The organism is Pseudoroseomonas sp. WGS1072, assembly GCF_049340465.1.
GTDB lineage: Bacteria > Pseudomonadota > Alphaproteobacteria > Acetobacterales > Acetobacteraceae > Pseudoroseomonas.
Genome location: NZ_JBMPSU010000001.1, coordinates 3,786,847 through 3,811,530, shown reverse-complemented (window position 1 = coordinate 3,811,530; position 24,684 = coordinate 3,786,847). Strand labels below are relative to the sequence as shown.

Annotated in this window: 19 protein-coding genes; 18 read left to right on the top strand and 1 reads right to left on the bottom strand. The window is 68.9% G+C overall.

Features of this window, described 5'->3' with window-relative positions; translation table 11 throughout:
- Window positions 1-2 precede the first annotated feature (2 nt).
- The 11 genes from nuoF (at window position 3) to ACF3NH_RS17835 (ending at window position 13,704) form a co-directional block, all read left to right on the top strand.
- Complete coding sequence (gene nuoF, locus ACF3NH_RS17885) at window positions 3-1,313, top strand: NADH-quinone oxidoreductase subunit NuoF (RefSeq protein WP_422924602.1); 1,311 nt, start codon at window positions 3-5, stop codon at window positions 1,311-1,313.
- Window positions 1,314-1,319: 6 nt separating this feature from the next.
- Window positions 1,320-3,386: an NADH-quinone oxidoreductase subunit NuoG gene (nuoG, locus tag ACF3NH_RS17880; protein WP_198364593.1), complete on the top strand. Its 2,067-nt coding sequence runs from the start codon at window positions 1,320-1,322 to the stop codon at window positions 3,384-3,386.
- A gap of 6 nt (window positions 3,387-3,392) precedes the next feature.
- A complete protein-coding gene (gene nuoH, locus ACF3NH_RS17875) occupies window positions 3,393-4,403 on the top strand; it encodes an NADH-quinone oxidoreductase subunit NuoH (protein WP_198364594.1) in 1,011 nt (336 codons plus the stop codon).
- Window positions 4,404-4,456: 53 nt separating this feature from the next.
- On the top strand, window positions 4,457-4,945 hold the full coding sequence (gene nuoI / locus ACF3NH_RS17870) for an NADH-quinone oxidoreductase subunit NuoI (protein ID WP_198364595.1): 489 nt from the start codon (window positions 4,457-4,459) through the stop codon (window positions 4,943-4,945).
- A 127-nt stretch (window positions 4,946-5,072) separates the two neighbouring features.
- The gene (locus tag ACF3NH_RS17865) at window positions 5,073-5,798 is read left to right on the top strand and encodes an NADH-quinone oxidoreductase subunit J (protein ID WP_422924599.1); all 726 of its coding nucleotides are present in this window, start codon (window positions 5,073-5,075) and stop codon (window positions 5,796-5,798) included.
- Window position 5,799: 1 nt separating this feature from the next.
- The gene (nuoK, locus tag ACF3NH_RS17860) at window positions 5,800-6,111 is read left to right on the top strand and encodes an NADH-quinone oxidoreductase subunit NuoK (RefSeq protein WP_198364997.1); all 312 of its coding nucleotides are present in this window, start codon (window positions 5,800-5,802) and stop codon (window positions 6,109-6,111) included.
- A gap of 4 nt (window positions 6,112-6,115) precedes the next feature.
- Window positions 6,116-8,032, top strand: a complete 1,917-nt coding sequence (gene nuoL, locus ACF3NH_RS17855) for an NADH-quinone oxidoreductase subunit L (RefSeq protein ID WP_422924597.1) — start codon at window positions 6,116-6,118, stop codon at window positions 8,030-8,032.
- Entirely contained in the window at window positions 8,029-9,540 is a 1,512-nt protein-coding gene (locus ACF3NH_RS17850) for an NADH-quinone oxidoreductase subunit M (RefSeq protein ID WP_198364598.1), read from the top strand. The genes nuoL and ACF3NH_RS17850 overlap by 4 nt, the downstream gene beginning before the upstream one ends.
- 5 nt (window positions 9,541-9,545) lie before the next feature.
- Window positions 9,546-10,964: an NADH-quinone oxidoreductase subunit NuoN gene (gene nuoN / locus ACF3NH_RS17845; protein WP_198364599.1), complete on the top strand. Its 1,419-nt coding sequence runs from the start codon at window positions 9,546-9,548 to the stop codon at window positions 10,962-10,964.
- Window positions 10,961-11,728 carry a biotin--[acetyl-CoA-carboxylase] ligase gene (locus ACF3NH_RS17840; RefSeq protein ID WP_422924594.1) on the top strand — a complete coding sequence of 256 codons (768 nt, stop codon included), beginning with the start codon at window positions 10,961-10,963 and terminating at the stop codon, window positions 11,726-11,728. Before nuoN ends, ACF3NH_RS17840 begins: the two co-directional genes overlap by 4 nt.
- A gap of 317 nt (window positions 11,729-12,045) precedes the next feature.
- Entirely contained in the window at window positions 12,046-13,704 is a 1,659-nt protein-coding gene (locus ACF3NH_RS17835; protein WP_422924592.1) for a ribonuclease J, read from the top strand.
- A 24-nt stretch (window positions 13,705-13,728) separates the two neighbouring features.
- On the opposite strand, the gene ACF3NH_RS17830 is transcribed toward ACF3NH_RS17835, so the two are convergent.
- Window positions 13,729-14,847: an acyltransferase family protein gene (locus tag ACF3NH_RS17830; RefSeq protein ID WP_422924590.1), complete on the bottom strand. Its 1,119-nt coding sequence runs from the start codon at window positions 14,845-14,847 to the stop codon at window positions 13,729-13,731.
- Between the two features lie 272 nt (window positions 14,848-15,119).
- Between ACF3NH_RS17830 and ACF3NH_RS17825 the strand changes: the two genes are divergently transcribed.
- The 7 genes from ACF3NH_RS17825 (at window position 15,120) to tsf (ending at window position 24,530) form a co-directional block, all read left to right on the top strand.
- Entirely contained in the window at window positions 15,120-15,383 is a 264-nt protein-coding gene (locus ACF3NH_RS17825; RefSeq protein ID WP_198364603.1) for a DUF1467 family protein, read from the top strand.
- A 402-nt stretch (window positions 15,384-15,785) separates the two neighbouring features.
- Entirely contained in the window at window positions 15,786-17,096 is a 1,311-nt protein-coding gene (proS, locus tag ACF3NH_RS17820; protein WP_422924587.1) for a proline--tRNA ligase, read from the top strand.
- Between the two features lie 8 nt (window positions 17,097-17,104).
- Complete coding sequence (locus ACF3NH_RS17815) at window positions 17,105-18,358, top strand: lipoprotein-releasing ABC transporter permease subunit (protein ID WP_198364605.1); 1,254 nt, start codon at window positions 17,105-17,107, stop codon at window positions 18,356-18,358.
- Entirely contained in the window at window positions 18,351-19,031 is a 681-nt protein-coding gene (locus tag ACF3NH_RS17810) for an ABC transporter ATP-binding protein (RefSeq protein WP_422924585.1), read from the top strand. Before ACF3NH_RS17815 ends, ACF3NH_RS17810 begins: the two co-directional genes overlap by 8 nt.
- A gap of 58 nt (window positions 19,032-19,089) precedes the next feature.
- A complete protein-coding gene (gene dnaE / locus ACF3NH_RS17805; protein WP_422924583.1) occupies window positions 19,090-22,539 on the top strand; it encodes a DNA polymerase III subunit alpha in 3,450 nt (1,149 codons plus the stop codon).
- Between the two features lie 211 nt (window positions 22,540-22,750).
- Window positions 22,751-23,584, top strand: a complete 834-nt coding sequence (rpsB, locus tag ACF3NH_RS17800; protein WP_198364608.1) for a 30S ribosomal protein S2 — start codon at window positions 22,751-22,753, stop codon at window positions 23,582-23,584.
- 31 nt (window positions 23,585-23,615) lie between these two features.
- On the top strand, window positions 23,616-24,530 hold the full coding sequence (gene tsf / locus ACF3NH_RS17795; RefSeq protein ID WP_198364609.1) for a translation elongation factor Ts: 915 nt from the start codon (window positions 23,616-23,618) through the stop codon (window positions 24,528-24,530).
- Window positions 24,531-24,684: the final 154 nt, after the last annotated feature.

Here is a 24,684-nt window from a genome sequence, read left to right as displayed (position 1 = left end):
CCATGGCGCTGAGCGACAAGGACCGCATCTTCACCAACCTCTACGGCCTGCATCCCTGGGGCCTCAAGGAGGCGCGGCGGCGCGGCAACTGGGACGGCACGGCAGCGATCATCGCCAAGGGGCGCGACTGGATCATCGAGGAGATGAAGCAGTCCGGCCTGCGCGGCCGCGGCGGCGCCGGCTTCCCGACCGGCATGAAGTGGAGCTTCATGCCGAAGGAGAGCCCGGACGGGCGCCCGTCCTATCTCGTGGTCAACTGCGACGAGTCCGAGCCGGGCACCTGCAAGGACCGCGACATCATCCGCAACGATCCGCACACGCTGATCGAGGGCTGCCTGATCGCCGGCGTCGGCATGGGCGCGCATGCGGGCTACATCTACGTGCGCGGCGAGTACTACAACGAGCACGTCGTCCTGCAGGCGGCCATCGACGAGGCCTATGAGGCCGGGCTGCTGGGAAGGAACGCGGCGGGCTCGGGCTGGGACTTCGATCTCTACGTGCATCGCGGCGCGGGTGCCTATATCTGCGGCGAAGAGACGGCGCTGATCGAGAGCCTCGAGGGCAAGAAGGGCATGCCCCGCCTGAAGCCGCCCTTCCCGGCGGCGGTGGGCCTCTATGGCTGCCCGACGACGGTCAACAACGTCGAGACGATCGCGGTGGTGCCGACGATCCTGCGGCGCGGCGCGGCGTGGTTCGCCAGCTTCGGCCGGCCGCGCAATTCCGGCACCAAGGTCTTCTGCATCCAGGGCCATGTGAACAAGCCCTGCAATGTCGAGGCCGAGATGAGCATCCCGATGCGGGAGCTGATCGAGCGCTATGCCGGCGGCGTGCGCGGCGGCTGGGACAACCTTCTCGCCGTCATTCCCGGCGGCTCGTCGACGCCGCTGCTGCCCAAGCACATCTGCGACGACGTGCTGATGGATTTCGACGCGCTGCGCGAGCACAAGTCCGGCCTGGGCACGGCGGGCGTGATCGTGATGGACAAGTCCACCGACATCATCAAAGCGATCGCGCGGCTCGCGGCCTTCTACAAGCATGAGAGCTGCGGCCAATGCACCCCCTGCCGCGAGGGCATGGGCTGGCAGAAGCGCCTGATGGACCGCATGGTCGAGGGGCGCGCCGAGATCGCCGAGATCGATGTGCTGGAAAGCGTCACGCGGCAGATCGAGGGGCATACCATCTGCGCCCTCGCCGATGGCGGCGTCTGGCCGGTGCAGGGGCTGATCCGGCACTTCCGTCCGCTGATGGAAGAGCGCATCGCGGCCTACAAGCAGAAGAAGAGCGGCGGCGCGATGCCGCTGGCGGCGGAGTAAGACGCCATGGCGAAGGTCACGGTTGACGGGATCGAGGTCGAAGTCCCGAACGGCGCCACCGTGCTGCAGGCCTGCGAGGCCGCGGCCAAGGAAATTCCGCGCTTCTGCTACCACGAGCGGCTGAGCGTGGCCGGCAATTGCCGCATGTGCCTGGTCGAGGTGGAGAAGGCGCCGAAGCCGGTGGCCTCCTGCGCCTATCCGGTCGCGGACGGTATGAAGGTGTTCACGGACAGCACCATGGTCCGCAACGCCCGCCGCAACGTCATGGAATTCCTGCTGATCAACCATCCGCTGGACTGCCCGATCTGCGACCAGGGCGGCGAGTGCGATCTGCAGGACCAGGCCACCGCCTATGGCGGCCAGGGCGGCCGCTACGTCGAGGAGAAGCGGGCGGTCAAGGACAAGTACATGGGGCCGCTGGTCAAGACGATCATGACCCGCTGCATCCAGTGCACCCGCTGCATCCGCTTCGCGACCGAGGTGGCCGGTGTGCCGGAGCTCGGCGCCACCGGACGCGGCGAGAACATGCAGATCGGCACCTATGTCGAGAAGGCGCTGACCACCGAGCTTTCCGGCAACCTGATCGACATCTGCCCGGTCGGCGCGCTGACCAGCCGGCCCTATGCCTATGTCTCGCGCCCCTGGGAGCTGCGGAAGACCGACAGCGTCGACGTGCTGGACGCCGTCGGCGCCGCCATCCGCATCGACACGCGCGGGCCCGAGGTGCTGCGCATCCTGCCGCGCGTCAATGAGGACGTGAACGAGGAGTGGATGGCCGATCGCGGTCGCTTCTCCTTCGACGGGCTGAAGCGCAAGCGGCTCGACCGCCCCTGGGTGCGGAAGGACGGCAAGCTGCGCCAGGCCTCCTGGGAGGAGGCGCTGGCCGTGGTGACCGACCGCCTGAAGGCCATCCCCGGTGGCCGCATCGGCGCGGTTGCCGGAGACCTGGTCGATGCGGAGAGCGCCTTCGCCCTGCGCGAGCTGATGATCGGCCTCGGCTCGGCCAATCTCGACTGCCGCCAGGATGGCGCGCGGCTCGATCTGTCGCGGCGCGACTACTACCTGTTCAATTCCGGCATCGCCGGGATCGACGAGGCCGACGCGCTGCTGATCATCGGCAGCGATCCGCGCCGCGAGGCGCCGGTGCTGAACGCCCGCATCCGCAAGCGCTGGTCGAGCGGGGCGCTGAAGGTGGCGACGATCGGCCCGGCCGGGCTGGATCTCACCTACAATGCCGAGCATCTGGGGGAGGGGGCCTCCCTCATCGCCGATCTGGCGGCCGGGCGCGGCGATTTCGCCGAAGTGCTCAAGACGGCGAAGAAGCCGATGATCCTGCTCGGGCGCGCGGCGACGGCCCGGGCGGATGGCGCGGCCGTGCTGGCCGCGGCCTGGGATCTGGCCCGCTCGGTCGGCGCGCTGACCCCGGAATGGCATGGTTTCAACCTGCTGCACCTCTATGGCGGACAGGTCGGCGCCCTGGATGCCGGCTTCTTCCCCGGGCCCGGCGGGCTCGACCTGGCGGCGATGCTGGGCGGCGGGGTGGACGCGCTCTGGCTGCTGGGCGCGGATGGCTTCGAGCCGGGGCTGATCCCGGCCGGCACCTTCGTCATCTACCAGGGCCACCACGGCGACCGCGCCGCATCCCGGGCCGATGTCATCCTGCCGGGCGCCGCCTATCCCGAGAAGGACGGCACCTACGTCAACACCGAGGGGCGGGTGCAGCGCGGCTACAAGGCGATCTTCCCGCCGGGCGAGGCGAAGGAGGACTGGCGCATCATCCGCGCCGCCGGCGCCGCGCTGGAGGTACCGATGGCCTTCGACACGCTGGAGGCGCTGCGTGCCCGCATGGTCGAGGCCAACCCGGTCTTCGGGCTGGTCGAGGGCCGTGTCGAGGGCGGCTGCGGCGACACCGCCGGCCCCGCCGCCGGCGAGGTGGCGCTGGCCGGCGAGGGCTTCACCCTGCCGATCACCAACTACTGGCAGGCGGACACGATCAGCCGGGCCTCGGACACCATGGCCGAATGCGCCCGGATCTACCTGGGCGACACCACGCCCAAGCTGGCGGCGGAGTAACCGGGGATGGAAGCCTTTCTCACCTCGCCGCTCGGCGTGCTGATCATCACGGTGGCGCAGACCCTGGCGATCCTGGTGCCGCTGCTGATCGCGGTCGCCTACATGACCTATGCCGAGCGCAAGATCATGGCCGCCATGCAGATGCGTGTCGGCCCCAACATGGTCGGGCCGCTCGGCCTGCTGCAGCCCTTCGCCGACGCGGCGAAGATGCTGTTGAAGGAGACCATCATCCCGGCCGGCGCCAACCGGGCGCTGTTCATCGTCGGGCCGGTGCTGACCTTCATCCTGGCGATGATCGCCTGGGCGGTGATCCCGGTGAACGAGGGCTGGGCGATCGCCGACATCAATGTGGGCGTGCTGTACCTGCTGGCGATCAGCTCGCTCGGCGTCTATGGCATCGTCATCGCCGGCTGGGCCTCCAACTCCAAGTACGCCTTCCTGGGCGCGCTCCGCTCGGCGGCGCAGATGGTCTCCTACGAGGTCTCGATGGGCCTTGTGATCGTGACCGTGCTGCTCTGCGTCGGCAGCCTGAACCTGACCCAGATCGTTCTGGCGCAGAAGACGGTGTGGTTCTTCATCCCGCTCTTCCCGATGTTCGTCATCTTCTTCATCTCGACCCTGGCCGAGACGAACCGCCCACCCTTCGATCTGGCGGAGGGCGAGTCGGAACTGGTGGCGGGCTTCATGGTGGAATACTCCTCCATGACCTACGCCCTGTTCTTCCTGGGCGAATACGCCAACATGTTCCTGATGTCGGCGATGACCTCCCTGCTCTTCCTGGGAGGGTGGCTGCCGCCGATGGATATCGCGCCCTTCAACTGGGTGCCGGGGCCGCTCTGGTTCATCCTGAAGATCTGCCTGGTCATGTTCACCTTCGTCTGGGTGCGCGCGACCTTTCCCCGCTACCGCTATGACCAGCTGATGCGGCTGGGCTGGAAGGTCTTCCTGCCCTTCAGCCTGGGCTGGCTGATCCTGACGGCTTTCGTGCTCAAGGTGATGGGATGGCTGCCGGCATGAGCGGGCTTGTCGAAATGTTCGGCGCGGGCTACCCCCGCGCGGCGAGGTGAGAGATGGCGACGCTGGACCGCATGGCGCGCACCTTCCTGCTGGCCGAGCTGGCCTCGGGCATGGCGCTGACGCTGAAGTACTTCTTCAGTCCGAAGAGCACGATCAGCTATCCCTTTGAGAAGACCGCGCTCTCGCCGCGCTTCAAGGGCGAGCACGCGCTGCGCCGCTATCCGAACGGCGAGGAGCGCTGCATCGCCTGCAAGCTCTGCGAGGCGGTCTGCCCGGCGCTGGCCATCACCATCGAGGCCGAGCCGCGCGAGGACGGGTCGCGGCGCACCACGCGCTACGACATCGACATGACCAAGTGCATCTATTGCGGCATGTGCGAGGAAGCCTGCCCGGTGGATGCCATCGTCGAGGGGCCGAACTTCGAGTTCGCCACCGAGACGCATGAGGAACTGATCTACGACAAGGCCCGGCTGCTCTCGAATGGCGACCGCTGGGAGCCGGAGATCGCCAAGCGCCTCGAACTCGACGCGCCCTACCGTTGACGACCGCCGCGGGGATGGATCTGGCCGTGACCTCCCCGCTGCCTGACCCTCACGGCCCCGCCCTCCTGCCAGGGCGGCTCTCCCGGAACGGTGCCATGACGCTGCATCAGCACGAGGGCGGGCTGCGATGATCGCCGCACTCGCCTTCTACGTCTTCGCGGCCATCCTGATCGCCTCGGCGGCCATGGTGGTGACCAGCCGCAACCCCGTGCACAGCGTGCTGTTCCTGATCCTGGCGTTCTTCAACGCCGCGGCGCTGTTCCTGATCGCGGGGGCCGAGTTCCTGGCGATGATCCTGGTCATCGTCTATGTGGGCGCGGTCGCGGTCCTGTTCCTGTTCATCGTGATGATGCTGGACATCGACTTCACCCAGCTGCGCGAGGGCTTCCAGCGCTACGCGCCGGTGGGCGCGGTGATCGGCGGCATCCTCTTCCTGGAGCTGCTCTTCGTCTTCGGCAGCTGGCAGTTCGCGCCCGAGGCGACGGCGCTGCGGATCAACCCGATGCCGGCCGATCCGACGCTGACCAACACCGAGGCGCTGGGGCGGCTGCTCTACACGGATTATATCCTGCTCTTCCAGATCGCCGGGCTGATCCTGCTGGTCGCCATGATCGGCGCCATCGTGCTGACGCTGCGCGACAAGCAGCCGAACAGCCGGCGGCAGGACATCGCCGTTCAGGTGGCCCGCGCCGAGGCGGTCAGCCTGACCTCGGTGCCGCCGCGCACCGGCCTCGGCGTGCTGGGCATCCAGCGCCGCAAGCTGCCGGAGCCGCCGAAGCCCAAGTCGCTCGGCCATGCGGGGCATGGCCACGGCCATGACGAGGACGGCCATCATGGCGGGGGGCACCACTGAGATGCTGACCATCGGTCTCGGCCACTACCTGACGGTGGGGGCCATCCTGTTCCTGCTGGGCGTGCTCGGCATCTTCCTGAACCGGAAGAACGTCATCGTCATCCTGATGTCGATCGAGCTGATCCTGCTCTCGGTGAACCTGAACATGGTGGCCTTCTCCGCCGCGTTGCAGGACCTCACCGGCCAGATCTTCACCCTCTTCATCCTGACCGTGGCGGCGGCCGAGGCCGCCATCGGCCTGGCCATCGTTGTCATCTACTTCCGCAACCGCGGCAGCATTGAGGTGGAGGATATCTCCACCCTGAAGGGCTGAACCCATGTATGTCGGTGCGGTTTTCTTCCCCCTGCTCGGAGCCTGCATCTCCGGCTTCTTCGGCCGCTGGATCGGCGACAAGGCGGCGCAGTGGTCGACCGTGGTCTGCATGGCGCTGGCCGCGGCCTGCGGCCTGACCGCCTTCGTCCAGGTGGCGCTGGGCCATGTGCCCGTCACCCTCGAGATCGTCACCTGGCTCGATGTCGGCGGCCTGCAGCTCTCCTGGGCGCTGCGCTACGACACGCTGGCGGCGATGATGGTCGGCATGGTCACGCTGATCTCGACCATGATCCACCTCTACAGCGTCGGCTACATGTCGCATGACGAGACGCAGCCGCGCTTCTTCGCCTATCTCTCGCTCTTCACCTTCATGATGCTGATGCTGGTGACCGCGGACAACCTGCTCCAGCTCTTCTTCGGCTGGGAAGGCGTCGGCCTCGCGAGCTATCTGCTGATCGGCTACTGGTACGAGCGCGAGAGCGCCAACCGCGCCGCGATGAAGGCCTTCATCGTCAATCGCGTGGGCGACCTCTTCTTCATGCTCGGCATGGCGCTGACCTTCTGGACCTTCGGCAGCATCGAGTTCAACACCATCTTCCAGGGTGTCGAGGCGGCGCGTCAGCTCACCTTCGCCGGCCTGCCGGTGCTCGAGGTCATCGCGCTGCTGTTCTTCCTGGGCGCGATGGGCAAGTCGGCGCAGATCGGCCTGCACACCTGGCTGCCGGACGCGATGGAGGGCCCGACCCCGGTCTCGGCCCTGATCCACGCGGCCACCATGGTCACCGCCGGCGTCTTCCTGATGGCGCGCATGTCGCCCCTGGTGGAATACGCGCCGAACGTGCTGGGCTTCGTCACCGTGATCGGCGCGACGACGGCGCTCTTCGCCGCCTCGGTCGGCATGGTGCAGAACGACATCAAGCGGGTCATCGCCTATTCGACCTGCTCGCAGCTCGGCTACATGTTCTTCGCGGTCGGCGTCGGCGCCTATCAGGCGGCGGTGTTCCACCTCTTCACCCATGCCTTCTTCAAGGCGCTGCTCTTCCTGGGCGCGGGCTCGGTGATCCACGCCATGTCGGACGAGCAGGATGTCCGCCGGATGGGCGGGATCTGGAAGAAGATCCCGGTGACCTACGCGATGTTCTGGATCGGCTCCCTGGCGCTGGCGGGCGTGCCCTACTTCGCCGGCTACTACTCCAAGGACATGATCCTCGAGGCGGCCTTCGCCGGTCATGGCTGGACCGCGACCTATGCCTTCGTCTGCGGCATCCTGGCCGCCTTCCTGACCGCCTTCTACTCCTGGCGCCTGATCATCCTGACCTTCCACGGCACGCCGCGCGCGGACCATCACACGATGGAGCATGTGCACGAGAGCCCGCTGGTCATGCTGGTGCCGCTCCTCGTCCTGGCGCTGGGCGCGCTGTTCACCGGCGCCTATTTCTACGACGACTTCGTCGGCCACCACTGGGCCGAGTTCTGGAACGGCGCCATCGTCAACGCGCCGCACAACCACATCATGCACGAGGCGCACGAGGTTCCCTCCTGGGTGCCGCTGGCGCCGACGGTGGTGGGACTGGCCGGCATCGCCCTGGCCTATGCCTTCTACATGTTCATGCCGCAGATGCCGGGGCGGATCGCCGCTGCGGTGCCGGGCCTGTACCGCTTCCTGCTCAACAAGTGGTATTTCGACGAGCTCTATGACCGGATCTTCGTGCGGCCGGCGCGCCGCCTCGCCGTCATGCTGTGGAAGGTCGGGGATGTGAAGATCATCGATGGCATGCCGAACGGCGCGGCGGCGTTGACCGCCCAGGCGTCCGGTCGCGTGGTGCGGCTGCAGTCCGGGCGGGTGGCGAGCTACGCCTTCGCCATGATCATCGGGCTTGTCCTCTTCGTCAGTATCTTCCTGTTCGGGATCGGCCGATGAACGCCGCGGGCTTCCCCCTGCTCTCGCTGCTCACCTTCCTGCCGCTGGTGGGCGCGGGCATCATCCTCTTCATCCGTGGCGAGGAGGCGGTCGTCGCCTCCAACGCCCGCTGGACGGCGCTCTGGACCAGCCTGATCGTCTTCGGCCTGTCGCTGATCCTGTGGTTCCAGTTCGACAAGACGACGGCGGATTTCCAGTTCGTCGAGCAGATCGAGTGGATGCCCGAGTTCGGCCTCGGATACCGCATGGGCGTGGACGGCATCTCCGTCCTCTTCGTCCTGCTCTCCGCCGTGCTGACCCCGCTCTGCATCCTCGCCTCCTGGGAGGCGGTGGAGAAGCGGGTGCGGGAGTACATGATCGCCTTCCTGGTCCTCGAGACCATGATGATCGGCATGTTCTCCGCCCTCGACATCGTCATCTTCTACGTCTTCTTCGAGGGCGTGCTGATCCCGATGTTCCTCATCATCGGCATCTGGGGTGGCGCGCGCCGGGTCTATGCCGCCTACAAGCTCTTCCTCTACACCCTGCTCGGCTCGCTGCTGATGCTGCTGGCGGTCTTCACCTTGTGGTTCGAGGCCGGCACCTCCAGCATCCCGGCGCTGTTCGAGCTGACCATCGCGCCCAATGTCCAGGTCTGGCTGTTCCTGGCCTTCTTCGCCTCCTTCGCGGTGAAGGTGCCGATGTGGCCGGTGCACACCTGGCTGCCGGACGCCCATGTCGAGGCGCCCACGGCGGGCTCGGTCATCCTGGCCGGCGTGCTGCTCAAGATGGGCGCCTATGGCTTCCTGCGCTTCTCCCTGCCGCTGCTGCCGCAGGCGACCGAGTGGTTCGCGCCGCTGATCTTCGCGCTCTCCGTCATCGCCGTGGTCTACACCTCGCTGGTGGCGCTGGCGCAGGAGGACATGAAGAAGCTGATCGCCTATTCCTCGGTCGCCCATATGGGCATCGTGACGATCGGCATCTTCACCCTGAACCACCAGGGCATCTCGGGCGCCATCTTCCAGATGCTGAGCCATGGCGTGGTCTCGGGCGCGCTCTTCCTCTGCGTCGGCGTGCTCTACGACCGGGTGCATTCCCGCGAGATCGCCCGCTATGGCGGCGTCGCCAAGATCATGCCGAGCTACGCCATGGTCTTCATGCTCTTCACCATGGGCTCGATCGCGCTGCCCGGCACCGCGGGTTTCCCTGGCGAGTTCCTGGTGATCGTCGGCGCCTGGCACGCCAACCCCTGGGTCGCCTTCGGGGCCGGCCTCGGCATGATCCTGGGCGCGGGCTACATGCTCTACCTCTATCGCCGCGTCGTCTTCAGCAAGATCACGCGCGAGGACCTGCGGGCGCTGCTCGACCTCAGCCCGCGCGAGTACATCACCTTCGCGCCGCTGATCCTGCTGACCCTCTGGATGGGCGTCTATCCTTCCTCCTTCCTTTCCTTCTTCGAGGCCAGCGTCGCGGCCCTCGTCACGCGGCATGAAGCCGCGATGGCGCTGCCGCGCATGGCCGGGATGTGACCGGCATGAACTGGACCCTCATCCTCCCCGAGCTGGTGCTGGCCCTGGTGGGCCTCGCCGCCCTGGCCGGTGGCGTGCTGCCGAAGCGCGACACGCATTTCGCCGTCAACATGGCGGTGCTGGGCGGGCTCCTGCTCACCGCTGTCCTGGTCGTGGCGCAGCCGGAGGGCGACGCCTTCAACGGGCAGTACGTCGCCGATGCCTTCACCCGCTTCATGAAGCTGCTGGTCCTGGCCGGCGCCGCGCTCGGCCTCCTCCTGGCGATGGACTGGAACGAGAAGGAGGGGTTGGGCAAGTTCGAGTTCCCGGTGCTGCTGCTGTTCAGCAGCCTCGGCATGATGGTCATGGTCTCGGCCAATGACCTCATCGCGCTCTATCTCGGCCTCGAGCTGCTCTCCCTCTCGCTCTATGTCATCGCCGCCTTCAACCGCGACAGCGAGCGCTCGGCCGAGGCCGGGCTGAAGTACTTCATCCTGGGCTCGCTGGCCTCGGGCCTGCTGCTCTACGGCTCCAGCCTGATCTATGGCTTCAGCGGCTCGACCAATTTCGACGCCATCGCCGATGCCCTGACCGGGATGGAGAGCGTTCCTTTCGGCGTGGTGGTGGGTCTGGTCTTCGTGCTCGCGGCCCTGGTCTTCAAGGTCTCGGCCGTGCCCTTCCACATGTGGACGCCGGATGTCTACGAGGGGGCGCCCACCCCGGTGACGGCCTTCTTCGCCTCGGCGCCGAAGGTCGCCGCCGTCGCCCTTCTGACCCGTGTGGCCGCGGGCCCCTTCGGCGACCTGGTCGGCCAGTGGCAGCAGGTGATCATCCTCTGCTCGCTGGGCTCGATGATCCTTGGCGCGCTCGCCGCCATCGGGCAGAAGAACATCAAGCGCCTGATGGCCTATTCCTCGATCGGCCATGTCGGCTATGCCCTGCTGGGCCTCGCCGCCGGCACCGAGTTCGGCGTTCGCGCGCTGCTGCTCTATATGGCGATCTACCTCTTCACCAATGTCGGCGCCTTCGCCGTGCTGGTGGCGATGCGCCGCAACGGCCGCGCGCTGGAGGGGGTGGACGACCTCGCGGGCCTGGGCAAGGCGGACCCGGCCATGGCGCTCGCGATGACCTGCTTCATGCTCTCCATGGCGGGCATTCCGCCGCTGGCCGGCTTCTTCGGCAAGCTCTACGCCATCGGCGCGGTGTGGCAGGAAGGCTTCGTCACCCTCGGCGTGGTCGCGGTGCTCAGCTCCGCCGTCTCGGCCTACTACTACCTGCGCGTCATCAAGGTCATGTACTTCGATGCCGGAGAGGCGCTCGATCCACGCCCGACGAGCCTGTCGGTGGTGCTGACCGGGACCGGCCTCTTCACCGTCTTCTTCTTCGCCTTCCCGGCGCCCTTCATGGCGGCCGCGCAGGCGGCGGTGCTGGCCCTGCTGGGGTGAACCGTCCCGACGCCTCGTGGCGCCTCGCCGTCCATGAGGAACTGGCCAGCACGCAGGATATCGTGCTGGCCGCCGCGGCGGCGGGCGAGCCGGCGGGGTTCGCCGTCCTCGCCCGGCGGCAGACCGCCGGTCGCGGCACCCAGGGGCGCGCCTGGAACTCCTCCGAGGGCAATCTCCACCTCTCCCTGCTGCTGCGCCCCGATGGGCCGCTGCGGAGCGTGCCGCACTGGTCGCTGCTGGCCGCGGTCGCCCTGGCTGAGGCCGTGGCCGCCCATCTGCCTGAGCCGGCTGCGCTGCGGCTGAAATGGCCGAACGACCTGCTGCTGGATGGGGCGAAATGCGCCGGTATCCTGACCCAGGCGGCGCCGGACGGGGCGGGGGGCGCCGGCTGGGTGGTCGTCGGGATAGGGGTGAACCTCCGCCACGCCCCGCATCTCGGGGACCGCGCCGCCATCAGCCTCGCGGCGCGGGGCGGCGCGGTGCCGGAGCCGGTTTCCTTCGCCTGGGAACTTCTCGGCAGGCTCGATCTCTGGCGTGCACGGTATGCCGCCGAGGGCTTCGGTCCGGTGCGGCGGGCCTGGATGGCGAGGGGCCCGCGGCCCGGCAGCACCCTGCGGCTGCGCCAGGCCGGCCGGCTGGTCGAGGGACGCTATGGCGGCCTGGATGGCGACGGGCGGTTGCTGCTGGAACGGGAGGAAGGGCCGCTGGCAATCTCCTCGGGCGAGATCGAGACGCAGGACCCGTCGCCCGTCCGCAATCCGTGATCGCGGGCGGTCTCGTTCCGTCGGTGCAATCGGCTGGCAAGTAAGGCTATGTGGACGGTGTGAGAGGGTATGACGTCCGACTCCGCGCGGGACGGCGCGGCGACATCCAGCGATTCCCGCTGCCTGGGGCCGCGCCGCGGTGGCCCGTGGGCACTGGCGATATTGGCACGGGCCCGTGCCACCCCATCTTTCTTCCACGGAATTCGCCTGACGCGCGCCACGCTCCCGCTGGAGCGGCGCTGACGAAGGCTCTCGAATCTGCCCCCGGATCACCCCTGGGAGTATGACTGCATGAACATCACGACTGGTCAGGATACATGAATCTTTACAATAGCGATCTGGCCTTCATCCCGCTCGGCGGGACGGGGGAGATCGGCCTCAACCTGAATGTCTACCGCTGCGACGGGCAGTTGCTGGCTGTCGACTGCGGCATCGGCTTCGGCGGCGCCGAGCAGCCCGAGGCCGAGGTGATGGTGCCGGACCCGGCCTGGCTGGCCGAGCGGCGCGACAAGCTGCTGGGCCTGGTGATCACCCATGCGCATGAGGACCATATCGGCGCGGTGGCGCCGCTGTGGCCGCAGCTGCGCTGCCCGGTCTATGCCAGCCCCTTCGCCGCCTCCGTGCTCCGGCGCAAGCTGGGCGAGGCCGGCCTGCTCAACCAGGTGAAGATCGTCACCGTCCCGCTCGGGGGCAGCCTGGAGCTTGGCCCTTTCCAGCTGCGCTTCATCCGCGTCACGCATTCGGTGCCGGAGCCGCAGTCCCTGGCCATCCGCACCCCCTACGGCACCGTGCTTCACACCGGGGACTGGAAGCTCGACCCCGATCCGCTGATCGGCGAGGCGGCCGATGAGGCGGCCTTCGCCGAGCTCGGCCGGGAAGGGGTGCTGGCCATGGTCTGCGACAGCACCAATGCGCTGGTCGAGGGGCATTCCGGCAGCGAGGCGGAGGTGCGGCGCAATCTCACCGCGCTGATCCGCCAGCTGAAGGGCCGCGTCGCCGTGACCTGCTTCGCCACCAATGTGGCGCGGGTCGAATCCATCGCCCTGGCGGCCCGGGCGGCCGGGCGTCAGGTGGCGCTGTTCGGGCGCAGCCTGCGCAACGCGGAGGCCTCGGCGCGGGAATGCGGCTATCTCCGGGAGGTGCCGCCCTTCATCCATGAGGATGACGCCGACGACGTGCCGGACGATCAGCTGCTGATCATCTGCACCGGCAGCCAGGGCGAGCCGCGCTCGGCCATGGCCAAGATCGCCGCCGATACCCATCCGCGCATCTCGCTGGGCGAGGGGGACACGGTCATCTTCTCCTCCCGCATGATCCCGGGCAACGAGCGGGCCATCCTGCGGCTGCAGGACGATCTGGCGCGCGGCGGTTGCCGGGTGATGACGGCGGATGACCACATGGTGCATGTCTCCGGCCATCCGGCGCGGGACGAGCTGAAGCGCCTCTATTCCCTGGTGAAGCCGCGCTTCGCCGTGCCGGTGCATGGCGAGTGGCGCCACCTCCAGGAGCACGCCGCCCTGGCGCGGGAGATGGGCTCGACCCCCGTTCTGGTCGAGGATGGCGATGTCCTGCGCCTCGGGCCGCTGTCGGGCAACGCCGTCCCCGACGTGGTGGAAGGCGTGCCGACCGGCCAGCTGGTGCTCGATGGCGACAGGCTGCTCCCCCTGGAGGGCGGCGTGCTGGGCGCCCGGCGCAGGATGCTGTTCAACGGCATCGTCGTGGCGTCGCTGGCGGTGGACCGGGGCGGACGCGTGCTCGGCACGCCCCAGGTTTCGGCGCCGGGCCTCTTCGACATGGCCGACGTCGCTCCGGGACAGATCGCCGAGGAACTGGCGCGCGCGGTGGGCGACCTGCCACCGGCCCTGAAGCAGGAGGACGACATGCTGCGGGACGCCGCCCGCACGGTGCTGCGCAAGGCGCTCGGCCGGCGCCTGCGCAAGCGGCCGAGCGTCGAGGTGCATCTGCTGCGCGTCTGAGAGCGGCGGCGTCCGGCCGGTGGCTTATCCCGGTTGGGTCCGCAGGGCCCCGCCGCGCGGTGGCGGAAGCGTGCGGGCCAGCCGGTGCGCCGGCTGTTCCACGCCATGGTGCAGCGCCAGGGCGAGCGGGAAGGAGAGCGGAACGGCGAGGGCGGCAATGGCCAGCGGCCCCGCCTGATCCCGCAGCGCATGCGTCAGGGTCAGCAGCACCGGCATGTGCGCCAGATACAGGCTGAAGGAGATGCGGCCGAGCCGGAGCAGGCCTGGCCGCCTCAGGATCCGCGCCAGCGCGCCCTCGTGCTGCGCCAGCAGGATGAGCAGAACCGAGCCGGCGATGACACCATAGTCATGCGCCGCCGCCGCCATGACGACCACGGCGATGCCGGCGGCAAGGCGTTGCGTGCCGTCCAGCGAGAGAGGGGGCCGGAGCGCCAGGGCGGCGCCGGCGGCGAAGGCCGGCAGGAAGCCGGCGGAGGCCGCGAAGGTGCGCCCCAGGCTCTCGCCGAGGGAAATATGGCCTTCCGGCATCCCGGCCATTCGCGCCACCGCCGCGCCGAGCATCGCGAGGGCCATCAGCAGGGCGAGCCTGCCGTGGAACAGCAGGGCGAGCGGCAGCAGGAGGGCGATGCGCCACTCATGCACCAGGGACCAGAGGACGGGGTTGAGCTGGAAGCCATCGCCGTGGCTGAGCAGCATCCCCTGCTCCAGGAGGCCGCCCCAGGACCAGGGGGCGCTCCAGGCGGCACCGGCCAGGAGATGCGGCGTCCCTTCCGGCAGCGGGCCATGCCAGACCAGCCTTTGCAACAGTGCCGAGAGCAGCAGCGAGGCCATCACCGGCAGGCCGAGGCGGAAGGCCCGCTGCAAGGCGAAGTGCCACCAGCCGGCGACGCTCAGCACCGAGCCGGGCTGTCGCGCCTCCTGCGCGGCCAGCGCCCGGGTGAGGACAAAGCCGCTGAGCACGAAGAAGAACACCACCGCCTGCCGCCCCGTGGCGAGGGGCCGCAAGGGCGTCTCGGCCAGCAGCCAGGCCAGGGCGGGGGGCACCGAGGGGAGGGTCAGATAGGCATGGTGCAGGACCACGACGAGCGCGGCGAGGCCGCGCAGGGAGTCGAGTTCAACCAGTCTTGCGTTGGAAGCCGTCATGCGTGTCCCGGTTCAGGAGAAGGCCGGGACGCCGGGGCGGAGCCGGGCCATGGACCGCGCCGTGACGCGGATCCGAGGAGGGGCGAAGCGCGGAAGCGGCGCCGGCGCAGGCAAGCGCCAGGATGTGGCAGGCTTGTGGCAGGCGTTTCACAAGGCCGTGGGCCCGCTCCGTCCTGGCCCCTGGTCCCGGCCCCTGGCCGGCGCGCGGCGGCTGGCCTATGTCCCGCGCCAGGTGCCAGCCCACGGCGGCGCCCGGAGGAGGAGTGGCTGGCATGAACCTGTTCACCGGCTTCGTGGTCTATTTCCTGGTCTGGTGGACGGTGCTGTTCGCGGTGCTGCCCATCGGAGTCCGGCCCGAGCCCGAGGGCGATCCCGCCATCGGTGGGTGGCGCGGCACCCCCCGATCGCCAGGGCTGCTGAAGAAGGCTTTGCTGACGACCCTGCTGGCGACCCTCATCTGGCTGGGGATCGAGCTGCTGGTGAGCAGCTCCTGGCTCAGCTTCCGCGAGGGATGGCTGGCGATGCCTACGGAATAGGCTTCTTGGCGGGATTTGAGCAGAAAAAGCTCATCATTCGAGCGCATACGCCTCGGACGCCCGTTTTTTCAACAGGCATCCGAGGTTTTTGCATTGCAGCGTGAAGCCTGGCCAGACACCATGGGTTCAGGAAGAGAGCTGGTTCTCTTCCTGCCGTGTGACTGGCGTTTCCTCCCTAAACTCGGGCCGCACTTCGGTGTGGCCCTTTTTTTTCGTTGTATCCGGCGACACTGCGGGAGTGAAGGAGGTTTGTTCGTCATTCGATGGGGAATTGACGTATTATTTCTATTTCTTGCAGTGCAGCATAATTTTATTGCGGCGCATCATGGCTGGCGGCGGCCTCTGGCATAACGCGCCGCCGGCCCTTACCTTCCGCCGGCCTGATGCTCCGGAGTTCCGACCTTGCGCCTGTCCCGCGCCTTCCTGCCGACCCTGAAGGAAATTCCCGCCGAGGCGGCGATCGCCTCGCACAAGCTGATGCTGCGCGCCGGGATGATCCGGCAGACCAGTGCCGGCCTCTACGCCTGGTTGCCGCTCGGCCTGCGCGTCCTGCAGAAGGTCAGCCAGATCGTGCGCGAGGAGCAGGATGCCGCCGGGGCGCAGGAGATCCTGATGCCGACGATCCAGAGCGCCGACCTCTGGAAGCAGTCCGGCCGCTACGAGGATTACGGCAAGGAGATGCTGCGCATCACCGATCGCCACGAGCGGGAGATGCTCTACGGCCCGACCAATGAGGAGATGGTGACCGACATCTTCCGGTCCTATGCGCGCTCCTACCGCGATCTGCCGCGCAATCTCTATCAGATCCAGTGGAAGTTCCGCGACGAAATCCGCCCCCGCTTCGGCGTCATGCGCGGCCGCGAGTTCCTGATGAAGGACGCCTATTCCTTCGACCTCGACCAGGAGGCGGCGCGGCTCTCCTACAGGAAGATGTTCGTGGCCTATCTGCGCACCTTCGCGCGGATGGGGCTCAAGGCCATCCCGATGCGCGCCGACACCGGCCCGATCGGCGGCGATCTCAGCCATGAGTTCATCATCCTGGCCGAGACCGGCGAGAGCCAGGTCTATCTGCACCGCGACCTGCTGGAGTTCGACGTGCTGGCGCAGACGCCGGACTACGACGGCGACCTCAGCCCGATCGTCGACTTCTGGACCAGCCGCTACGCCGCGACCGAGGAGATGCACGACGAGGCCGCCTGGAACGCCGTGGAGGGCGATGCCCAGGTTTCGGCCCGCGGCATCGAGGTCGGCCACATCTTCTATTTCGGCGAGAAGTACGCGAAGCCCATGGGCCTGACCGTGGCCGGGCCGGACGGCCAGCCGGTGGTGCCGCATATGGGCAGCTACGGCATCGGCGTCTCCCGCCTGCTCGGCGCCATCATCGAGGCCAATCACGATGAGGCCGGCATCAAGTGGCCCGAGCCGGTGGCGCCCTTCCGCTGCGCCATCCTCAACCTCAAGCCTGGCGATCTGGCGACCGACGCGCTCTCCGAGAAGCTCTTTGCCTCGCTGCCGGGCGACGCCGTCTATGACGACCGCAACGAGCGGGCGGGCGTCAAGTTCAACGACGCCGACCTGGCCGGCTACCCCTGGCAGGCCATCATCGGCCCGCGCGGCGCGGCCAATGGCGTCATCGAGCTGAAGCGCCGCGCGACCGGAGAGCGGCAGGAGGTCTCGATCGAGGCGGCCCTGGCGCAGATCCTCGGCCGCTGAGCCGCCACGTGTTCGGAGCCTTCGAGCGCAAGGTCGCGTTCCGCTATCTGCGGGCGCGCAAGGGCGAGCGCTTCGTCTCGGTGATCGCCACCTTCTCCCTGGTCGGCATCGCGCTCGGCGTCGCCACGCTGATCATCGTGATGAGCGTGATGAACGGCTTCCGGCAGGAACTGCTGGGCCGCATCCTCGGGCTGAACGGGCATCTCGGGGTCTATGCCGCCGGGCCGGGCGGCCTGCGCGACTACGACGACATCACCGCGCGCATCCGCCAGCTCGCCGGCATCGATTCCGCCGCGCCCATCGTCGAGGGGCAGGTGCTGCTGACCAGCGAGGCCGGCGGCGCCACCGGTGGCCTGGCGCGCGGCATCCGGCCCGAGGACCTGCGCGCCCGGCCGCTGCTCGCCGGCAATATCCGCGCCGGCAGCCTGGAGGCCTTCCAGGGCGAGGACGCCATCCTGATCGGCACCCGGCTGGCGCAGAAGCTCGGGGTCGGCATCGGCGACAGGGTCACGCTGGTCTCGCCGCAGGGCCGCACCACCGTCATCGGCACCGTGCCGCGACTGCGGGCCTATACGGTGGTGGCGATGTTCGAGGCGGGGATGAACGAATACGATTCGTCCTATGTCTTCCTGCCTCTGCCGGCGGCCCAGATCTACTTCCAGATGCGCGACGCCGCCTCGCAGATCGAGGTCTTCGTGCGCGACCCCGACCGGGTACGGCAGGCGAGCCGGGAGATCGTCGACGCGCTCTCGCCCCGCCCGGTGCGGGTGCTGGACTGGCAGGCCAGCAACAGCAGCTTCTTCGCCGCCGTCCAGGTCGAGCGCAACGTGATGTTCCTGATCCTGACGCTGATCATCATCGTCGCCGCCTTCAACATCGTCTCCTCGCTGATCATGCTGGTGAAGGATAAGGGACGGGATATCGCCATCCTGCGCACCATGGGCGCGACGCGCGGCGCGGTGATGCGGGTCTTCCTGATCTGCGGCACCTCGATCGGCGTGCTCGGCACCGGCATCGGCTTCGCCCTCGGCCTGGTCTTCTGCCTGAACATCGAGAGCATCCGCCAGGCGCTGCAGGCGCTGACCGGCACGCAGCTGTTCAGCCCGGAGGTCTATTTCCTGACCCGGCTGCCGGCGGTGGTGAACCCGCATGAGGTGGCGCAGGTGGTGCTGATGGGCCTCGGCCTGTCGCTGCTGGCGACGCTCTACCCGTCCTGGCGCGCCGCGCGCACCGATCCGGTGGAGGCCCTGCGCAATGAGTGAGGTCCGCCTGCGCCTCGAGCGCGTCGAGCGCCGCTTCCGCACCGAGGCGGGTGAGCTGCCCGTGCTGCGCGGCGCCGAGCTGACCCTGCATGCGGGGGAGATCGTCGCCCTGGTCGCGCCCTCGGGCACCGGCAAGTCCACCCTGCTGCACCTGGCCGGGCTGCTGGAGCGGCCCGATGCGGGGGAGGTGGTGATCGGCGGCCGGCCGGCCGGCACCCTGTCCGACGACGCGCGCAGCGCGCTGCGCGGCCGGGCCATCGGCTTCGTCTACCAGTTCCACCACCTGCTGCCGGAATTCACCGCGCTGGAGAATGTCGTGCTGCCGCAGATGGCGATCGGGACCGGCGAGAAGGAGGCCGCCCGCCGGGCGCGCGAGCTGCTGGCGGGCTTCGGGCTGGAAGGGCGGGAGGCGCACCGGCCCGGTCGCCTCTCGGGCGGCGAGCAGCAGCGCGTGGCCATCGCCCGGGCCCTGGCCAACCGGCCCGGCCTGCTGCTGGCCGATGAACCCACCGGCAACCTCGATGTCGCCACCGCCGAGCAGGTCTTCGCGCAGCTTCTGGCGGCGGTGCGGGGCGCCGGGCTGGCGGCGCTGATCGCGACGCACAATCCCGAGCTGGCGGCGCGGATGGACCGGGTGGTCACCTTGCGGGACGGACAGGTGGTGGTGGCCTGACCGCGCCGACTCCGCGGCGCGGCCTGCCTTCGGCGGCGGCTTCTGCTAAACTGCCGGGATGACCGCCAGCTTCGTCCATCTCCACGCCCACTCCGCCTATTCCCTCGCCGAGGGGGCGATCAAGACGGAGAAGCTGGCCGAGCTGGCCAGGGCACAGGACATGCCGGCCCTGGCGCTGACCGACACCGCCAACATGTTCGGCGCGCTGGAATTCGCCAAGGCCTGCTCGGGCAAGGGCGTGCAGCCCATCATGGGCTGCCAGCTCTTCCTCTCGCGCGGCGCGGCGGACGAGCGGCCCGAGGTGCTGCGCCTGCCGCCCGATCCGGTGGTGGCGCTGGCCATGAACGCGGAAGGGCTGGAGAACGTGCAGCGGCTCTCCTCCCAGGGCTTCCTGCGCGACGATCCCAGCGGCCGGCCGGCGGTCACGCTCGAGCTGCTGAAGCAGCATGCCGCGGGCGTCATCCTGCTCACCGGGCCCAGCACCACCGGTCCGCTGGGCCGCCTCCTGCAGGAAGGGCGGCGGGACGCGGCGCTGCGGCTGCTGCATGCCCTGCGGGAGAGCTTCACGGACGACCGCCTGGTGGTGGAGATGACGCGCCACGGGCTGGAGATCGAGCGCGTTCTCGACCCCGCCCTGCTGGCGCTCGCCGATGCCGCGGACCTGCCGGTCGCCGCCGCCAACGACATCTACTTCGCCCGGCCCGAGATGTACGAGGCGCATGACGCGCTGCTCTGCATCGCCGAGGGGCGCACCCTGGCCGAGACGGACCGCCGCCGCGTGACGCCGGAGCATCACTTCAAGTCCGCCGAGGCGATGCGGGCCCTGTTCCGCGACCTGCCCGAGGCCTGCGACAACACCCTAGCGATCGCGCGGCGCTGCACGGTCATGGCGGAGACGCGCAAGCCCGAGCTGCCGGTCTGCCCCAAGGTCCAGCCCGGCATGACCGAGGCCGAGACGGTGCGCGACATGGCGCGGCGCGGCCTGGAGGTGCGGCTCGATGCGCAGGGCACGCCGCCGGGGGAGAAGGACCGCGCCGCCTATCGCGAGCGGCTGAACTTCGAGCTCGACGTCATCGAGAAGATGGGCTTCTCGGGGTACTTCCTGATCGTCGCCGACTTCATCCAGTGGGCCAAGCAGAACGACATTCCGGTCGGGCCGGGGCGTGGCTCGGGCGCCGGCTCGGTGGCCGCCTGGGCGCTGCTGATCACCGACCTCGACCCGCTGCGCTTCGGCCTGCTCTTCGAGCGCTTCCTGAACCCCGAGCGCGTCTCGATGCCGGATTTCGACATCGACTTCTGCCAGGACCGCCGCGACGAGGTGATCCAGTACGTCCGCCGCGAGTATGGCGAGGACCGGGTGGCGCAGATCATCACCTTCGGCCGGTTGCAGGCCAAGGCGGTGGTGCGGGATGTCGGCCGGGTCATGGGCATGCCCTACGGGCAGGTCAACAAGATCGCCGAGCTGATCCCCTTCAACCCGGCCAAGCCGGTGACGCTGCAGCAGGCCATCGACGGCGAGCCGCGCCTGCAGGAGATGCGCGAGGCGGACGAGACGGTCGCCCGTCTGATGGAGACCGCCCTGGTGCTGGAGGGGCTGTACCGCAACGCCTCCACCCACGCGGCGGGCGTCGTCATCGGGCGCAAGCCGCTGATCGACACCGTGGCGCTCTACCGCGATCCGCGGTCGGACATGCTGGTGACGCAGTACTCGATGAAGTACGTCGAGAATGCGAGCCTGGTGAAGTTCGACTTCCTCGGCCTCAAGACGCTGACGGTGCTCGAGCGCGCGGTGGGGATCCTGCGCGAGGAGGGCGAGACGATCGACCTCGCGAAGATCCCGCTCGACGACCGGAAGACCTACGAGATGCTGGCGCGGGGCGATTCCGCCGGCGTGTTCCAGTTCGAGGGCCAGGGCATGCGCGACTGCCTCCGCATGATGCGCCCCGACCGCTTCGAGGACCTGATCGCCGCCGTCTCGCTCTATCGGCCGGGCCCGATGGCCAATATCCCGGCCTACTGCGCCCGCAAGCATGGCGAGCCCTGGGAGCCGGTGCACCCCTCCATGCGCCATCTGGTGGAGGAGACTTACGGCATCCTGGTCTATCAGGAGCAGGTCATGCAGATCAGCCAGGACGTGGCCGGCTATTCGCTGGGCGGCGCCGACCTGCTGCGCCGCGCCATGGGCAAGAAGATCCGCTCCGAGATGGAGGCCCAGCGCAGGATCTTCGTCGAGGGCGCGGTGCGGAACGGCGTGCCGGAAGGCAAGGCCGGCGAGATCTTCGACCTGATGGAGAAGTTCGCGGAATACGGCTTCAACAAGTCGCACGCGGCCGCCTATGCGCTGGTCGCCTACCAGACCGCATGGCTGAAGGCGAATTATCCGGTCGCCTTCCTGGCCGCCTCCATGACGCTCGACATGGACAAGACCGAGAAGCTCGCCAACCACATGCAGGAGGCCTCGCGGCTCGGCATCCCCGTGCTGCCGCCGGACGTGAACCGCTCGGCGGCCGAGTTCCGCGTCGAGCGCCGGGAGGATGGCGGGCAGGCGATCCGCTTCGCGCTCGCCGCCGTCAAGCGCGTCGGGCTGCAGGCGATGCGGGATCTGGTGCGGGCGCGCGACGCCCGGGGGTCCTTCGCCTCGGTGGCGGAGTTCGCCGGCCGGGTCGATCCCAAGCTGCTCAACAAGATGCAGCTGGAGAATCTGGCGCGGGCCGGCGCCTTCGACAGTCTGGAGAAGAACCGGGCGCGGATGGCGGCCAGCGCCGAGGTCATCCTGCGCCGCGCCCAGGCCAGCGCCGAGGAGCGGGTCTCGAGCCAGATCGGCCTGTTCGGCGGCGGCGACTCCCGGCCCGAGCCGCTGCGCCTGCCGGAGGTGCAGGACTGGCCGGAGCTGGAACGGCTCAGCCAGGAGGCCGAGGCGGTCGGCTTCCACCTCTCGGCCCATCCGCTCGACACCTACCGGGATGTGCTGAGGAAGCTGCGCGCCGTGCCGATCGCCCAGCTGCAGCAGCGCGCCGAGGCGGGGGCGGGGGTCCTCAGGATCGCCGGCACCGTGGTCAACAGCAAGGAGCGCACCACCCGGACCGGCAGTCGCATGGCCTGGCTGCGCCTCTCGGATGCCAGCGGCAGCACCGAGGTGACGCTCTTCTCCGAGGTGCTGCTGAAGAACCGGGCGCTGCTCTCCGAGGGCAACGCCCTTCTGGTCACCGCCGAGGCGCGCATGGAGGGCGAGACGCTGCGCCTGACCGCCCAGGGCCTCGAATCCCTGGATAAGGCGGCGGCGGGGGTGGGGCAGATGCTGCGCCTCAGGATCGAGGCGGCCGAGGCCGTGGCGCCGATCCGCGCCATGCTGGAGAAGGAGGGGCCCGGCCGGGGCCGCGTCGTGCTGGTGCCGCGCCTGGGCCCGGCGCAGGAGGTCGAGGTCGCCCTGCCGGGGCACTGGAACGTCTCGCCCCGCCTGGCCCAGGCGATGAAGGTGGTCCCCGGCGTCGAGGTGCTGCCGGCCTGACGCCGCTATCCGCTGGCGCCCGCGGACCAGGGATTTCTTGCCAGCGGCGGCCCATCCGCCTATATCGCCCCCGCCGGCGCGGGACGTCCCCGCGCCGGCAAATCCGCACGCGGCGCGCCCTTCCACCGGCAGGTGACAGGGTCCGGTCCCCGAAAGGGGCGAAGCGCCGCGGAGGCTCAACCGGACGTGACCTGAAGGAAGGACCGCCACCATGGCGATGCCAGAAGTTTCCCTGCGCCAGCTGCTCGAGGCCGGTGTCCATTTCGGCCACCACACCCGCCGCTGGAACCCGCGCATGGCGCCCTACATCTTCGGCGTGCGCAACCAGGTGCATATCCTGGACCTGCAGCAGACCGTGCCGATGCTGGACCGCGCGCTGCGCACGATCCGCGACGTGGTGGCGGGCGGCGGCCGCGTGCTCTTCGTCGGCACCAAGAAGGCGGCGGCGGAGTATGTGGCGGACGCGGCGACCCGCTGCGGCCAGTACTACGTCAACCACCGCTGGCTCGGCGGCATGCTGACCAACTGGAAGACCATCACCGGCTCCATCAAGCGCCTGAAGCAGATGGACGAGCAGCTCGCCGGCAACACCCAGGGCCTGACCAAGAAGGAGGTCCTGATGCTGACCCGCGAGCGCGAGAAGCTCGACCGCGCGCTGGGCGGCATCCGCGAGATGGGCGGCCTGCCGGACATCATCTTCGTCATCGACGTGGTGAAGGAGAAGCTGGCGATCGAGGAGGCCAACAAGCTCGGCATCCCCGTCGTGGCCGTGGTCGACTCCAACGCCGATCCCGAGGGCGTGGCCTTCCCGATCCCGGGCAATGACGACGCCATCCGCGCCATCAACCTGTATTGCGACCTGGTCGCCGGCGCCGTCTTCGACGGCATCAGCGCCGAGCTGCAGGCCTCCGGCGTCGATCTCGGCGCGTCCGAGGACCTGGGTGCCGAGGAGCTGCCGGTGGTCGAGGGCGTCGAGGGTGCCGCCGTGGCGGAGGCCGAGGCCGCCGTGGGCGGTCCCGATGCTCCGGTCGCGCCGCAGGCCTGACTGATCGATCCGTCCGACAGGAGCGAGTGATATGGCTGAAGTGACGGCCCTGATGGTCCGCGACCTGCGCGAGAAGACCGGCGCGGGCATGATGGACTGCAAGAAGGCCCTGGTCGAGAACAACGGCGACGCCGAGGCGGCCATCGACTGGCTGCGCAAGAAGGGCCTCGCCGCCGCGGCGAAGAAGTCCGGCCGCGTGGCCGCCGAGGGGCTGATCGGCACCGCGACGGGCCCGCAGGTGGCGGGCATGGTCGAGGTCAATGCCGAGACCGACTTCGTGGCGCGCAACGAGATGTTCCAGAACTTCGTCGCCGAGGTGGCCGGGCTGGTCCTCTCGGTGGGCGAGGATGTCGAGCAGCTCAAGGCGGCGACCTATCCCGGCACCACCCATTCGGTGCAGGACGAGCTGACCCGGCTGATCGCCACCATCGGCGAGAACATGTCCATCCGCCGCGCCCGGCGCCTGACGGTGCCCTCGGGCACGGTGGCGACCTATGTCCACTCGGCGGTGAAGCCGGGCCTGGGCAAGATCGGCGTGGTCGTGGCGCTGGAGGCCGCCTCCGAGCTGGAGGCGCTGGAGACGCTGGGTCGCCAGATCGGCATGCATGTCGCGGCCGCCCGCCCGGATGCGCTCGACGTCTCGGCGGTCGATCCCTCGGCGCTGGAGCGAGAGAAGGCGGTGCTGACCGAGCAGGCGCGCGCCTCCGGCAAGCCCGACAACATCATCGAGAAGATGGTCGAGGGCCGGGTCCGCAAGTACTACGAGGAAGTGGTGCTGCTGGAGCAGGTCTGGGTGCATGATGGCGAGAGCCGCGTGAAGTCCATCGTCCAGAAGGCCGGCGCCAAGCTGACGGGCTTCGCCCGCTTCCAGCTCGGCGAGGGCATCGAGAAGGAAAGCAGCGACTTCGCCGCCGAGGTCGCCGCCGCTGCCGGGACCGCTGGCTGAAATGTGAAGGGCGGGAGGGTTCGCCCTCCCGCGCCTCGTCTTATTCGCGTCATATTGTCTGATTTTAAAGGCTGTACCTCCACCGGGCCGGTTCATGGCCTTGCTGCGGGAGTGGCGGCTGCCTATCGTGCCGCGCCCCTTCATGACTCTTGTG